The 13,530-nt window shown below is 43.1% G+C and carries 15 protein-coding genes; 8 read left to right on the top strand and 7 right to left on the bottom strand.

Going from position 1 to position 13,530, the window contains the following annotated elements:
- Positions 1–13 precede the first annotated feature (13 nt).
- Positions 14–514 carry a hypothetical protein gene (locus ACFQZI_RS13965; protein WP_377143435.1) on the top strand — a complete coding sequence of 167 codons (501 nt, stop codon included), beginning with the start codon at positions 14–16 and terminating at the stop codon, positions 512–514.
- A gap of 120 nt (positions 515–634) precedes the next feature.
- Here ACFQZI_RS13965 and ACFQZI_RS13960 read toward each other — a convergent pair whose 3' ends face one another.
- The 5 genes from ACFQZI_RS13960 to ACFQZI_RS13940 form a co-directional block, all read right to left on the bottom strand.
- A complete protein-coding gene (locus ACFQZI_RS13960) occupies positions 635–1,768 on the bottom strand; it encodes a lactonase family protein (protein ID WP_377143434.1) in 1,134 nt (377 codons plus the stop codon).
- A gap of 278 nt (positions 1,769–2,046) precedes the next feature.
- Entirely contained in the window at positions 2,047–2,652 is a 606-nt protein-coding gene (locus ACFQZI_RS13955) for a lipoprotein signal peptidase (RefSeq protein ID WP_377143432.1), read from the bottom strand.
- Entirely contained in the window at positions 2,653–3,030 is a 378-nt protein-coding gene (locus ACFQZI_RS13950) for a TraR/DksA family transcriptional regulator (RefSeq protein ID WP_067055645.1), read from the bottom strand.
- Entirely contained in the window at positions 3,031–6,414 is a 3,384-nt protein-coding gene (gene ileS / locus ACFQZI_RS13945; RefSeq protein ID WP_377143711.1) for an isoleucine--tRNA ligase, read from the bottom strand.
- Positions 6,415–6,634: 220 nt separating this feature from the next.
- On the bottom strand, positions 6,635–7,171 hold the full coding sequence (locus tag ACFQZI_RS13940; protein WP_377143430.1) for a hypothetical protein: 537 nt from the start codon (positions 7,169–7,171) through the stop codon (positions 6,635–6,637).
- 96 nt (positions 7,172–7,267) lie between these two features.
- On the opposite strand from ACFQZI_RS13940, the gene ACFQZI_RS13935 reads away from it, so the two are divergent.
- A complete protein-coding gene (locus ACFQZI_RS13935; protein WP_377143428.1) occupies positions 7,268–8,917 on the top strand; it encodes a M28 family metallopeptidase in 1,650 nt (549 codons plus the stop codon).
- Between the two features lie 171 nt (positions 8,918–9,088).
- Here the strand turns inward: ACFQZI_RS13935 and ACFQZI_RS13930 are convergent, their stop codons facing one another.
- Complete coding sequence (locus ACFQZI_RS13930; RefSeq protein WP_377143426.1) at positions 9,089–9,706, bottom strand: HAD family hydrolase; 618 nt, start codon at positions 9,704–9,706, stop codon at positions 9,089–9,091.
- Positions 9,707–9,792: 86 nt separating this feature from the next.
- Here ACFQZI_RS13930 and ACFQZI_RS13925 point away from each other — a divergent pair, with 86 nt between their 5' ends.
- Positions 9,793–9,987: a hypothetical protein gene (locus ACFQZI_RS13925; RefSeq protein ID WP_377143424.1), complete on the top strand. Its 195-nt coding sequence runs from the start codon at positions 9,793–9,795 to the stop codon at positions 9,985–9,987.
- On the opposite strand, the gene ACFQZI_RS13920 is transcribed toward ACFQZI_RS13925, so the two are convergent.
- The gene (locus tag ACFQZI_RS13920) at positions 9,981–10,757 is read right to left on the bottom strand and encodes an SDR family NAD(P)-dependent oxidoreductase (protein WP_377143422.1); all 777 of its coding nucleotides are present in this window, start codon (positions 10,755–10,757) and stop codon (positions 9,981–9,983) included. The genes ACFQZI_RS13925 and ACFQZI_RS13920 overlap by 7 nt on opposite strands.
- Positions 10,758–10,835: 78 nt before the next feature.
- Here ACFQZI_RS13920 and ACFQZI_RS13915 point away from each other — a divergent pair, with 78 nt between their 5' ends.
- Genes ACFQZI_RS13915 through ACFQZI_RS13895 form a run of 5 tightly spaced genes read left to right on the top strand, consistent with a single transcriptional unit; the run spans position 10,836 to position 13,523 of the window.
- Positions 10,836–11,021 carry a hypothetical protein gene (locus ACFQZI_RS13915; RefSeq protein ID WP_377143420.1) on the top strand — a complete coding sequence of 62 codons (186 nt, stop codon included), beginning with the start codon at positions 10,836–10,838 and terminating at the stop codon, positions 11,019–11,021.
- A complete protein-coding gene (locus ACFQZI_RS13910; protein ID WP_377143418.1) occupies positions 11,021–11,386 on the top strand; it encodes a diacylglycerol kinase family protein in 366 nt (121 codons plus the stop codon). The genes ACFQZI_RS13915 and ACFQZI_RS13910 overlap by 1 nt, the downstream gene beginning before the upstream one ends.
- Positions 11,376–12,101 (top strand): DNA repair protein RecO, encoded by a 726-nt coding sequence (recO, locus tag ACFQZI_RS13905; RefSeq protein ID WP_377143416.1) that lies wholly within the window; start codon positions 11,376–11,378, stop codon positions 12,099–12,101. The genes ACFQZI_RS13910 and recO overlap by 11 nt, the downstream gene beginning before the upstream one ends.
- Positions 12,102–12,116: 15 nt before the next feature.
- Positions 12,117–12,536, top strand: coding sequence for a hypothetical protein (locus ACFQZI_RS13900; RefSeq protein WP_377143414.1), 420 nt, complete (start codon positions 12,117–12,119; stop codon positions 12,534–12,536).
- A gap of 51 nt (positions 12,537–12,587) precedes the next feature.
- Positions 12,588–13,523, top strand: coding sequence for a hypothetical protein (locus tag ACFQZI_RS13895; protein ID WP_377143412.1), 936 nt, complete (start codon positions 12,588–12,590; stop codon positions 13,521–13,523).
- The last annotated feature ends 7 nt before the right edge of the window (positions 13,524–13,530 follow it).

Here is a 13,530-nt window from a genome sequence, read left to right as displayed (position 1 = left end):
TAATACATACACCATGAAAAAGATATTCCAAACAACTATCGCGATCTTAGCCGTTGCCTTTATTTTTTCGGCCTGTTCTACTCCCCAGCAAACCACAGCCTCTACAACATCGGGCAGCAACATATCGCGCGGTAAATTTACCGGCACCTGGACGCTTACCAACGTAAATTACGAAGGGCTTTTACCCGGCGCTGTGCAAAACGTATTTGACCAGGCATCGCCAAATGATTTTGTAGGCAGTACCTGGAAACTCACCAATAGCGGTAATGGTATTTATACTCTGCAAAACGGCGCGTCGCAAACCATATTCTGGTCGGTATTTAACGGTGGCAGTACTGGTACACAGTTCCAGTTCAAGAAACTTTTCCAGGGCGATAAAGCTAAAAACGTAGCCGAAGGTTACCGCCTGGATATTGGCAATATTGATAACACCAACATGACCCTTCGCTCGGCAGTGCCAATTGGCAACAGCGGCACAGGTTATATCGTTTACTCGTTCACTAAAGCGCAGTAATTTCAAGTAAAAATTCAAAAGTAAAAAGTAAAAAATCTTTACTGATAAATGCAGAAGCCGATAGTGGATGACACTATCGGCTTCTTTTATTTTTTGAATTTTGACTTTTAAATTTTGACTTTACATTGCGGGGGCAAATTTGATACAAACCGGGTTGCCAACTTCCGCACGGCTAACGGCCTGGCCTATTTTACCGGTGTTCTCATCTATCTTATAAACAATAATGCTATCGCTGTTTTGGTGCGCTATAATAATAAACCTACCGGTTGGGTCTATAGCAAAGTTACGCGGACCTTTACCGCCTGTAGGCTTACGCTCTATAAAGGTGAGTTCGCCATTCTCCTGGTTAATGCCGAATACAGATATATCGTTGGCATCGCCACGGTTAGTAGCATAAAGGAATTTACCGTTTGGCGAAATATGGATGTCGGCAGCACCGGTTGCGCCTTTAAAGCCATCAGCCAGTAAGGTGATATCCTGTTTAAGCTTTGGCTTACCATTGTTGTAATCATAAACCAAAACGGCGCTCCCCATCTCCATAATAGCGTATAAGTACTTTTTATCGTTAGAAAAGGCTAAATGGCGGGGGCCATAACCCGGTGTTACGCTAACAAATGCCGGTTTCGATGGAACGATAGGGTTGTTTTTACCACCTTTATATTTAGTAATGTTTATTTTATCGGTACCAAGGTCGGTATATAAAACATACTTTTCATCGGGCGATAATACTGCCGTGTGCACATGCGCTTTTTCCTGGCGTTCTTTATTGATACCATGGCCGTCATCTTTGATGGTTTGTACAGCAGCCCCAATGGAGCCATCCACGTTGATAGGCAATACCGCAATGTTACCTCCGGAATAGTTGGCAACAAACAGGTTTTTCTGGTCTTTATCAACCGACACATAGCAGGGCGCGCCTCCCAACGTCGACACTTTGTTGATGAACGTTAGAGCGCCGGTTTTTGGCTCGAACTTAAAAGCGCTTACCTCGCCATTATCATTCTCGTTTACGGCGTAAACAAATTTGTTATTGGCCGATACCGCAACGTACGATGGGTTACTTACATCGTCGATACGGTTTAGGTAGGCTATGCGGCCACTTTCGGTATAAAAGCGGTATACCGACAGGCCGCTGCTTTTACCGCTGGTATAAGCGCCAATTATAATGTCGTAACTTTTTGGTCCCATATTCTTTTTCTGAGCAAAAATCAACCCGGGAATAAGGGTTAAAACAACTATCAGGAGTTTTTTCATTAGTATATATTGGTTTATAAATGCAAGTTACTAAAACAATTTAAAAAGATAGCGGCACCGTTTAGAGCATACATAAAAGATATTGATATAATGGTGTCAATACTATGCCACCACTTTTTAGATGAAACAATTAATATCCAACCATTTATAGAAAACATAGCTGGTTGTGCAAACGTGAACGTGAACATTTTACCTCTTTTTTCTACGCGTTTTACATAATCTATTTCAACAAAAAAGCCCCGATAAATCGGGGCTTACAATTTTGTATAAGAAGTTTTTTATTCTTCTACCATCTCACTGTTGGGGCTGCTAACCTCGGGCTCTTCCTGTTTAAAGTAGCGTTTTTGGTTTAGCAATATCATAATAACACCTACGGATATAGCAGCATCAGCCAGGTTAAACACCGGCCGGAAGAAGATAAACTCTTCGCCGCCCCATATCGGTACCCAGGCAGGGAAATGACCCGTTAACAGCGGGAAGTAAAACATATCTACCACGCGCCCGTGAAATAAACCGGCGTAATTATAAATGATACCGTAAAAGGTAGAATCGATAATATTACCCAGCGCGCCGGCAAGTATTAGCGCAACCATCATCACCAAACCACGATGGTATTTATGTTTGATAAGGAATACAAGCGCATACCCAATACCACAAACCGCAACAATTCGAAACAGCGTTAAAGCCAGTTTACCCAGCTCGCCGCCCAGTTCCATGCCAAAGGCCATCCCGTTATTTTCGGTATAATGCAGCATCCCACGGTTACCCAGCAAATGAATTTCTTCGCCAAGGAACATGTGTTTTAGTACCCAGATCTTAATGATCTGATCGAGCAAGACAATTAAAGCAGCAGTAAAAAAAGGTTTTGTATAAGCAGCCTTCATTTATTGCTTAAGTTTTGCTTCCATAGTTAGCGTTGTGTGCGGCACGGCACGCAGGCGTTCTTTAGGAATAAGCTTACCGGTTTCGCGGCAAATACCGTAGGTTTTATTTTCGATGCGCACCAGGGCGGCCTCTAACTGCTCAATAAATTTCTTTTGGCGGGCTGCTAACTGGTTTATTTGTTCTTTCTCCAACGTTGCAGATCCATCCTCTAATGTTTTATAAGTACCGGCAGTATCATCTGTACCATTCGCGTTTGGCGAACTTAATGAGGTAGCCAGTGCATTAAGCTCTTCTTTAGAGCTGCGTAGTTTTTCTAATAATAGGTCTTTAAATTCTTTTAATTCCGAATCAGAGTACCTTGTTTTTTCGTTTTCCATTTAACTTTTACTTATAGCAATCAAAATTTCATATTCGTCTATAACGGCCTTCTCACCATCATTTAACTGATTATCAAGCACAAGGCTGTCAGCCAAAATTTCGGCGCAAATATAGGATAAATTATTCTCCGTCGCTTTCCATATCTCCGTACCACAATTCACAGCTACTTTTATTTTATCGGTAACTTCAAATTCTTTAGCCTTACGTAAGTTTTGTATGCGGTTTATTAATTCGCGGGCAATACCCTCCTCTTTCAGCTCGTCGGTAATCGTAACATCTAAAGCCACGGTTAGTTTTCCTAAATTTGCAACCTGCCATCCCGGTACATCTTCAGCGATAATTTCCACGTCTGATAATAGTATCGAGTACTTAGTATCAAGTATCAGGATAGAACCTTCGCTTTCTAATTTGGCTATCTCTTCCTGGCCAAAAGCATTGATGGCCGCGGCAACATCCTTCATATCCTTACCTACTTTAGCGCCTAGGGCTTTAAAGTTTGGTTTTATTTTTTTCTTGATGAAACCGGCGGCATCGGTAATGTATTCGATATCCTTAATATTGGTTTCAGACAGGATGAGTTCTTTCACTTTCTCTACCTGTTCTTTAAAGTTCTTATCCAGTATAGGCAATAAAATTTTGCTTAACGGGCGGCGAACCGGAATCTCTATTTTCTTACGAAGCGATAATACCAATGATGATATATCCTGAGCCATTTGCATACGCTCTTCAAGAGCAGTATCTACCAACTCGTTGTGATACTCGGGATAATAAGCCAGGTGTACCGATTCGAATTCCTCTTTGCCGGTAACACTATTCAGATCGGTATATAAACGTTCTGCGAAGAACGGCGCGATTGGTGCCATCAGTTTGCTAATGGTAATCAAACAAGTATAGAGCGTTTGGTATGCCGAGAGCTTATCTTCCGAATTATCCGACCTCCAGAAACGGCGACGGCTCAACCTGATGTACCAGTTGCTGAAGTGCGCATCAACAAACTCCTGAATGGCGCGGGCAGCTTTGGTAGGTTCAAAATCGGCATAAAATGCGTCAACCTCTTTGCTCAGTGTATTTAATAATGATATGATCCAACGGTCAAGCTCGGGGCGTTTGTCGATGGCTATTTCGGCTTCTTCGTACTTAAACTTATCGATGTTGGCATAAAGCACAAAGAACGAATAAGTATTATACAGCGTACCAAAGAACTTACGGCGGACCTCGTCCAACCCTTCGATATTAAATTTCAGGTTATCCCAGGGAGCGGCATTGCTTATCATATACCAGCGGGCGGCATCAGCGCCAAACTGTTCGATAGTTTCAAACGGATCTATACCATTACCCAAACGTTTAGACATTTTGTTGCCGTTCTTATCAAGCACCAAACCGTTTGATACAACGTTCTTGAACGCCACGCCTTTGTTGCCAACCTGTTCGTTTATAGCTTTCACCTCATCGCTGGCTTCGCTCAACATCACCGCAATGGCGTGCAAGGTAAAGAACCAGCCGCGGGTTTGGTCTACACCTTCGGCAATAAAATCGGCCGGGTATGCAGCAGCAAATTCATCTTTATTCTCGAAAGGGAAATGCCATTGCGCGTAGGGCATGGCGCCGCTATCAAACCAAACATCAATCAGGTCGGGTTCGCGCAGCATGCGTTTTCCGGTTGATGAGGTCAGGATCACATCATCCACATAAGGACGGTGCATATCCTCCAGCTTAAAGCCGGCAGGCATTAAACCTGCGGCGATAGACTTCTCTATCTCGGCATTCAATTCAACTATAGAGCCGATGCATTTTTCTTCTGTGCCATCTTCCTCGCGCCAGATAGGCAGCGGGGTACCCCAGTAGCGCGAACGCGACAGGTTCCAGTCTACCAAATTCTCCAGCCAGTTGCCAAAACGACCTGTGCCGGTGCTCTCCGGTTTCCAGTTGATGGTTTTGTTAAGCGCAACCATTTTATCCTTTACCGCGGTGGTACGGATGAACCAGCTATCCAGCGGATAGTAAAGGATAGGCTCATCAGAACGCCAAGAGTGTGGGTAGCTGTGCTCGTATTTCTTAACGTCGAACGCGCGGTTCTCGGTCTTTAATTTTATAGAGATGAGCACGTCGGTAGGTTTAAACCCTTCCTCGCCGCGTTCCTCGTTGGTGTAATATTCTTCTTTAACGTAACGGCCGGCAAAATCGGTCACTTCTTCTACAAAGCGGCCCTGTTTATCAACCAGGGGAACTTCTTTACCATTCTCGTCCTTCACCAAAACAGACGGCACATTATTTTCCTTACATGCCCTAAAGTCATCCGCACCAAAAATAGAAGCAGTGTGTACAATACCTGTACCATCCTCGGTAGTAACAAAATCTGCCGGGATCACACGGAAAGCGTTAGCTTCCAAATCGGCATTGGTTACATATGGCATTAATTGCTCGTAGTGGATGCCTAACAGGTCGGTACCTTTACACTCGCGGGTTAACGTCCATGGGATGATTTTATCGCCACCTTTGTAATCTTCAAAAGATGCGTTCTCGCCTTCGGCTTTAAAGTATTTTTTTATCAGGTCCTTAGCCAGTACTACACTAACGGGTTCGTAGGTATATGGGTTAAAGGTGTTTATTTGAACGTAATTGATGCTTTCGCCAACTGCCAAAGCACAGTTTGATGGCAGTGTCCAAGGGGTGGTCGTCCAGGCCAGAATGAAAACATCTCCGTTTGCTCCGTCAAAAAGGAAAGCCGAATCTTTATCGTTCTTTACTTTAAACTGGGCTACAATGGTAGTATCCTTTACCATTTTGTAGGTACCCGGCTGGTTCAGCTCGTGCGAGCTAAGACCTGTGCCCGATTTTGGCGAATACGGCTGCACAGTATAACCTTTGTAAAGCAGGTCCTTATCATAAAGCTGTTTCAGGATCCACCAAAGGCTCTCGATGTATTCGTTCTCGTAAGTAACATAAGGATTGTCAAGATCTACCCAGTAGCCCATTTTAAGGGTAAGGTCGTTCCAAACATCGGTATATTTCATTACCTCCTTGCGGCAGGCATCGTTGTACTCTTTTACAGTAATTTTTTTGCCGATATCATCCTTGGTGATACCTAACGATTTCTCAACAGCAAGCTCGATTGGCAAACCATGTGTATCCCAGCCGCCTTTACGCTTTACCTGGAAACCTTTCAGGGTTTTATAACGACAGAAAATATCCTTAATACTCCGCCCCATAACGTGGTGAATACCGGGCATACCATTAGCGCTGGGCGGGCCTTCATAAAAGGTGTACGGCTTGCTTGCCGGCCTGCTGCTGATACTTTTTTCGAATATGCCGTTCTGTTTCCAGAAATCGAGCACGTCTTTACCTGTTTGAGATAGATTTAACTGCTTATATTCCTTGTACATCAATGTGTTCGCGTCGAATTTTAAAGGTTGCAAAAATAGCGAATTTTATTATTAAATGATAGTTAAATAGGGAATTATGACGAAGAGGTTTTGGATGGTAACAGTAAGTTAACCACAGAAGGCAGCCATGAAATATTCACCTTATAAAATTGGCGAGCCAGATTTGCAATACATAATCTGATCGGCAAAACGTTTTGAGTATTGTTATGATATTGAGATGCTATTTCTCGTAAACAGTAGCTTTAAGCTTGTAAACTCCGCTTGGTGCCGCATAACTAACATTTATTTCGGGAATTGTGATTGCCAGCTTACCGCCTTGTTTCACTGTTATCTCTATTTTATCACTCACGTCAGGACTAAAACAATAAAAGCCGCTTCCGCTCTCATTAGCTCCTATTACTTTGCATTCGTTGTCATTTTCAAAAGTATCGTTACTGTAACGCACAATCTTATAAGTACCAGCAGTAGTAGGTATTGTTTTGAACAATATATACAAGTTTGCTTTACTTCCCGTTTTAGCATCTTTAAATAATAAGCCTTTTTGATTTATATTGAAATCGTAATGGCTGCTGCTTCCTACCGTAAATGTGGTAAACTTTGCCTGTTCGAAATCGCTAAGTGCCCATGTATTATCCGGTTCCGGTACAATTGGATCGGTAGTTTTAGAGTCTTTTTTACAGTTCGAAAAAGATAGCACACAAAGCGCAAGGCAGAAAAATGAAATTTTATAATTATGCATAAGGTTATTTATTTCCAATTATAATTAATTTTTACAACATCAGCCCCTGTTAAGAAGCTCACTTTGTGGTAAAACAATGTTTCCTATATTTGACTAACGAACACATCACACCCAATGAAACTAAACTTCATAAACCTTTTAGCAGTCGCCGCCCTTTTTGCTGGATGCTCCGGAAACGAAAAGAAAACAACTACCACAACCACCACGCCCGACACCGGGATGGCGGCAGATATAAGGCAACATATCGCCGTTCTAGCAAACGACAGCCTGCTTGGCCGCAAGCCATTTACCAAAGGGGAAGACAAAACCATTGCCTACATTGCCAACGAGTTTAAAAAGCTGGGCATGGAGCCGGGTAACAAGGGTAGCTACTTTCAGGAGGTGCCCCTGGTAGAAATTACATCTGCAGCGCAGGATATGAACATTAGCGGCGCGGCTACCACTGCCCTAAAACCGGGCGTAGATTTTGTGGCTTCTACCCGCCGCGAGGTGGACAGCCTGAGCCTTAAAAATTCGCCTTTGGTTTTCGCCGGCTTTGGTGTTGTTGCGCCGGAGTATAACTGGAACGACTATAAAGGCCTTGACGTAAAAGGCAAAACCGTTATCGTTTTGGTAAACGACCCGGGTTTTAAAGCAGAAGAAAAGCTTTTTAAAGGCGACACCATGAGCTACTACGGCCGCTGGACATATAAATATGAAGAAGCCGCGCGACAAGGTGCCGCCGGAGTGATCATTGTTCACCAAACCGAACCGGCGAGCTATGGATGGCAGGTTATTCAAAACAGTTTCGCAGGCGCTAAACTCTACCTGCAACAGGCCGATAAACACATGAACCGCTGCCAGGTTGAGGGTTGGATGAGCGAGGAAGCCGCTACAAAATTGCTATCATCGGCAGGTATAAGGGGCGATATCCGCGCTTATGCGCGCAAAAAAGATTTTAAAGCTGTGGCCTTAAACAGTACGGTATCATTATCCTTAAAAAACACGCTTAAATACTCCAAATCGCATAACGTAATTGCTACGCTAAAAGGTTCGGCCAGACCGGATGAAACTATTCTGTACACCGCGCATTGGGACCACTTTGGTATTGGCAAACCCGACGCAAAAGGCGACAGCATTTACAACGGCGCTATTGATAATGCCAGCGGTGTTGCAGCCATTTTAGCTGTCGCCAAAAAGTTCACTCAGCAAAAAGAGAAGCCCAAACGCAGCATAGTTTTCCTTGCGGTAACTGCCGAGGAACAGGGGCTTTTAGGTTCGGAATATTACGCAACCCACCCTGTTTACCCGCTAAATAAAACCGTAGCTAATTTAAATATCGACGCGCTGTCGGACTTTGGCGAGACCAGCAATTTCTCCATCACAGGCAAAGGACAAAATGATCTGGATGATTACGTAATAGCTTTAACTAAATCTAAAGGCTGGGATGTTGTAGGTGATGAAGCACCGGGCTCGGGCAGTTACTACCGCTCAGATCATTTTAATTTCGCCAAAGTTGGCGTGCCTGCTTTAGACCTCCACAATGGTTCAAAAAGCATCCAGCGGGGCGAGGAGTTTGGCAAAGAGAAAGCAAAAGAATATAACGAGCAACATTATCACCAACCCTCAGACGAATATAGCGAGGCGATGGATACCAAAGGCATGGCACAAACTGCCCGCCTGATGTACCAGCTTGGCGTAAAACTCAGCAACGAAACAATCTTCCCCGGTTGGAAAAAAGGTTCGGAGTTTAAAGCGGTAAGAGATAAAATGATGGGGAAATAGTGAGCGGTGATAACACCGATGATAGGCTTTTCCTTCGAGCGCCATTGCGAGAAGTGACGGTGACAGGCTATTTTCGATAGGCATATTTACGACTGTTCTATTGAAGATTGCCACGCTACGCTCGCAATGACGCTTGGTTAAGAGACGCAATGACGCGTTTATTAACCCATATTACACTTTATCGATCCTAACCCATTGCATGCCTGCGGCTTCTGCGGCTTGTACACCGGGTTCGCCATCTTCAAATACCAGGCAGTATTTGGGGTCAACGCCCAGTTTTTCGGCGGCGGCCAGAAATGGGTCGGCGTATGGTTTGCCGTGGGTAGTTTCGCCTGCGCAGATTAGCACTTCTACTTTATCAAGTATACCTAATACGCTCAGGGTTTTCTCAACCGAGGTACGGCTCCCGCCGGATACTACACCAATACGCACCTTGCCGGCGTGGTTTATAAGATGGTTAACTACGTAATCTATTGGCTGGGTTTTCTCTATGTATTCGCTAAAGAACACTTTATGCTTTCTTGCCGCAAAGTCAACAGGGTCAAACGTGGTATTGTACCGTTTGTTTATTTCGCCAACTACGTTTAGTATAGGCAGGCCGGCAAATTCATCAATAATATCGCCGTCAATAACATAGCCGTCATCAGCAGCCACGCGGATATAACTTTCTTTGTGCGCGCCCATATTATCGGCAAGTGTGCCATCGCAATCATATAAAAACGCTTTAAAATCACCGGACGAAAGCTTTGTTAAAGCCTTATATTTTTGAATTGATGTAGCCTGTTCCATTTTGGCTGCAAGTATAAATAAACAGGCTAATATATTTGTAATGGTTAGGTAATGACTATCATAGATAGTAATTTGTAATTTTGCGAATGAATCTGAAGATCTATATCGTAATATTTGTGGGTGTGCTTATTATCGTGTTCGCCATATTTAGCCTTTTTGCCGTTGGAGCGCAAAACGAGCAGTGGGTCAGCGTTTTAATAGGCGCGGCAATTGGCTGTGTGCTTGCCATTGGTTTCCGGGTAATGAAAAAGAAACGGCTGCAAAACAAACAACCTCAATAAATATTGCGCCCGGCGCCACCATCAACCTGTATGGTTTGCCCGCTAATGTATGCAGCCTGTTCTGATGCCAGGAAAGTTACCAGCGCAGCCAGTTCTTCGGGCTTACCAATGCGCCCAAGCGGAATGGTTTTAGCTTTTTGATCTATAGCTTCGTCAGGATCTACATCTTTGGGCAAAGTATGTTTAATGCGGTCAGTAAGTATCAATCCCGGCGCTACATTGTTTACCGTGATGTTGTAAGGGCCAAATTCATCGGCCATAAGTTTTGCCATTCCTACTACGCCCATCCGCATAGCGGTAGACAGCACTGAACCGCCAAGCACTGACTTTACCGAACCACTGATGATATTTATGATTCGCCCGCTGCCGGTTTTTTGCAGGTGCGGTAACACTAATCGGCTGGTACGCGCCATGCTAAGCAAGTTCAGGTCGAAGGCTTGCTGCCATTGGGTGTCATCAAAATTTTCAAACTTATCAAATGGTGGCCCGCCTGCATTGTTAAGCAAAATATCTATCCGGCCAAAAGCATTGGCCGCTTTATTTATAAACCCGGCCACCTGCGCAGCATTAGCTACATCAACAGGTATGGCAATAACATTGTTACCCGTTGCATCTTTGATCTCATCTGCGGTTTTGGTAAGCTCCTCTTCATCACGGGAGCCTATAATAACCTTGGCGCCTTCGGAAGATAACGCCATGGCTATAGCTTTGCCTAAACCTTTACTTGCTGCCAAAACAATGGCCACTTTGTTAGTTAGTTTTAAGTCCATTTTGCTAATGTTAAACCTTTGCTAACATAAATAAAATATATTTGTAAAGGCTTAAGTGCCCACCATCGTTACATAAAAATGAAAAACCAAACCGCCCGAACTTTTTTATTGCTGGGCATTGCTCTTATACTATTTGCAAGCGCCGCCCTTTTTGTTGAACCCGGCAAAATGCAGGATGTTATGAACGGCGCGTCGGCGGGTTTCGCGCTTGCCGGCTGTATTAGCTTTGTGATGCTGCTGGTACAAAACTCTAAAAAACGGTAATGAAAAAATTTATCCGGAGTGTTGGTTTCGCGCTTAAAGGCATCAGCTACGCTTTTGCTACGCAGCTAAACTTCAGGATCCAAACATTTGTGGCACTAATTGCCATTGCAATGGGCTTGTATTTTAACATCAGCGCAAGCGAGTGGCATTGGGTAACACTTTGTATTGCTTTGGTTTTAATGATGGAACTGTTTAATACCGGCGTTGAGGCCCTTGTAGACTTGGTATCGCCGGGATATAATGAACTGGCAGGCCGCGTTAAAGATGTAAGCGCGGCGGCTGTATTGGTTGTAGCGCTACTTACCATAATTACCGGGGCTATTATTTTTTTACCGAAAATATTATTACTAATCCATGCTGCATAAAACACGTGGCATAGTATTTAAAACCACCGATTACAGCGAGAGCAGCGTGGTGGTACAGATCTTCACAGAAAAATTCGGCCTGCAATCGTATATCATCAACGGGGCAAAAAAACCTAAGGCTAAAATAAGCCGCAACATGCTGCAACCTCTGCATTTGGTTGATATGGTTGTATACCACAAAAGCAACGGCAACGTACAGCGCATTTCCGAGTTGAAGAACTCGCCCACCCTACAAACTATCCCTTACGATGTGATCAAAAGCTGTATAGCCATATTCCTGAACGAGGTATTGTATAAAGCCGTAAAACAACAAACACCAGACGAAAACATCTTTGATTTCATTTTTAACGCCATAGAACTGCTTGATCATAAAACCCGCGGACTGGCAAACTTTCATCTGCTGTTTTTGGTGCAGCTAACGCGATACCTGGGCTTTTATCCGCATGGTAAAGTTGCTGCGGAAGCGGACTACTTTGATATGAAGGATGGGGTATTCAGCAATTATAAACCAGATAGTTTATCGTACCTGTCGCCGCCGCATACCAAAAATCTGTACACCTTGCTAAAAAGCAATTTCGGAAACATTGACGACGTTAAACTCAGCAACGACGAGCGCCGTTACCTCATTAATAAACTTCTGGAGTATTACGCCATGCATATAGAAGGTTTTGGCAACATCCGGTCGCATGAAGTACTTGAAGAGGTTTTAGGGTAAATCATAATTGAAACAATGAAGAAAAATATCCTTATTCCATTTTTATTAATTGCAACCATTTCAGGTTGCAATATGATGAATAGACATGACTTAAAATCTTATTTAGGTGATATAGGTGTCGAATTGAAAGATGATTATCAAACTTTAAGTTTAGAACAAACAGGTTTTAAAGACTTTACATTAAATGCGACACTAATAGTAAGCAATGATGACAAGGCTGCCATTCTAAAAAGTTTAAAGACGCAGGTAAAATTTATTAAGATTGATACGATACCTTTACTGGGCTTTAACGGGAATGCCACAAATGGTTATTTAAATAAATCGACATACTATTTTTATAAGGGACAAACCAAAGAGGGCATTCCTTGGCAGGAGTATGAACTAAAAATAGATACAGCAAACAATCGATTAGATTTTGAATGGGGCGATTATTAATTGTATAATGAAGAAACATGGCAACTAAAACAAATTTTATAATTTAGCAAAATGCCATCTATTTCGAAAACACTGACGTTGCTATTATTAGCAATTATAATATTCACCGGTTGCGGCCCTCGTAAACCCGAAAAATCTAAAATATCATTCAAAAGCGTGGAGGGGATCACCTTTCTGGAGGTCTCGCGCAAGCAAAATAACGGCCTTTCGTATAATGAATACGGCTTCCATCTGGTGCCCGACTGGAGACTTCGTTTTACATCGGCAGATTCGGCAGCACTTTACAGCCCGGTAAAAGGTAAATTCTTTAACTTTCCACTGGCTTTAGGCACCGATTCTGTTTTTAACATTGCCCATGCCTTTTTAAAGATGAAGGTAATGAGTAAGGATAGTCTGGTATTTCAGTTGTTAGAAACCGAGGGCGATTCGATGGACCTTAATAAATCGCGCGTAACCATGCGCCTATACTCCGAAGATTATATTAAAAATAAACTTAAAACAGATTTTACGGTATTACAGCGCCCCAGCAAACAGGATACTATTTTTGTGCGCGGCTTAGTGGCAAAGGCCAATGCCGATATTAAAAATGCCTTCGCGGCATCTCAGCCGGTGCAGGTTATCAGTAAAAACCCTAACGTTGTGATCAATAAGGTAACGGCGAAACCCAGTTTGTTAGATAACAAGTACAGTACCGATGATGATTATTTAAACCCGTCATATAAAATAACCATTTATAAAGCCTACCAAGATTTTAACTATATGTTTGAGGCCACGGTAGATTCGGCAGGCACATGGCATTATAACAAGCCCCTGCTTGGTACGTTTCTTGGCGATGAATCCGCCAAAAAGAATTATATTAAAGTATCAACAGCTATTATGAATACATATTTGAAGCTGTTTTTAACTACTACCCCCGGTTCAAGCCTGGGAATGAAACACGCCAGTACCATATCAGTAGATGTAAGAGGAATTATGGCCTCAAAATAGTTATCAG

It is taken from the genome of Mucilaginibacter lutimaris, from assembly GCF_042676625.1.
Classification (GTDB): Bacteria; Bacteroidota; Bacteroidia; order Sphingobacteriales; family Sphingobacteriaceae; genus Mucilaginibacter; species Mucilaginibacter lutimaris.
The sequence above is the reverse complement of the archived record's forward strand: the minus strand, read 5'-3'. Positions and strand labels throughout refer to the sequence as shown.

What these genes read in the sequence shown, in the direction of transcription:
- ACFQZI_RS13930 (WP_377143426.1), bottom strand. Translation starts at nt 9,706, where the DNA reads ATGGAACAGGCTACATCAATTCAAAAATATAAGGCTTTAACAAAGCTT.
- ACFQZI_RS13895 (WP_377143412.1), top strand. Translation starts at nt 12,588, where the DNA reads ATGCCATCTATTTCGAAAACACTGACGTTGCTATTATTAGCAATTATA.
- ACFQZI_RS13950 (WP_067055645.1), bottom strand. Translation starts at nt 3,030, where the DNA reads ATGGAAAACGAAAAAACAAGGTACTCTGATTCGGAATTAAAAGAATTT.
- ACFQZI_RS13925 (WP_377143424.1), top strand. Translation starts at nt 9,793, where the DNA reads ATGAATCTGAAGATCTATATCGTAATATTTGTGGGTGTGCTTATTATC.
- ACFQZI_RS13915 (WP_377143420.1), top strand. Translation starts at nt 10,836, where the DNA reads ATGAAAAACCAAACCGCCCGAACTTTTTTATTGCTGGGCATTGCTCTT.
- recO (WP_377143416.1), top strand. Translation starts at nt 11,376, where the DNA reads ATGCTGCATAAAACACGTGGCATAGTATTTAAAACCACCGATTACAGC.
- ACFQZI_RS13900 (WP_377143414.1), top strand. Translation starts at nt 12,117, where the DNA reads ATGAAGAAAAATATCCTTATTCCATTTTTATTAATTGCAACCATTTCA.
- ACFQZI_RS13960 (WP_377143434.1), bottom strand. Translation starts at nt 1,768, where the DNA reads ATGAAAAAACTCCTGATAGTTGTTTTAACCCTTATTCCCGGGTTGATT.
- ACFQZI_RS13935 (WP_377143428.1), top strand. Translation starts at nt 7,268, where the DNA reads ATGAAACTAAACTTCATAAACCTTTTAGCAGTCGCCGCCCTTTTTGCT.
- ACFQZI_RS13920 (WP_377143422.1), bottom strand. Translation starts at nt 10,757, where the DNA reads ATGGACTTAAAACTAACTAACAAAGTGGCCATTGTTTTGGCAGCAAGT.
- ACFQZI_RS13965 (WP_377143435.1), top strand. Translation starts at nt 14, where the DNA reads ATGAAAAAGATATTCCAAACAACTATCGCGATCTTAGCCGTTGCCTTT.
- ACFQZI_RS13955 (WP_377143432.1), bottom strand. Translation starts at nt 2,652, where the DNA reads ATGAAGGCTGCTTATACAAAACCTTTTTTTACTGCTGCTTTAATTGTC.
- ileS (WP_377143711.1), bottom strand. Translation starts at nt 6,414, where the DNA reads ATGTACAAGGAATATAAGCAGTTAAATCTATCTCAAACAGGTAAAGAC.
- ACFQZI_RS13910 (WP_377143418.1), top strand. Translation starts at nt 11,021, where the DNA reads ATGAAAAAATTTATCCGGAGTGTTGGTTTCGCGCTTAAAGGCATCAGC.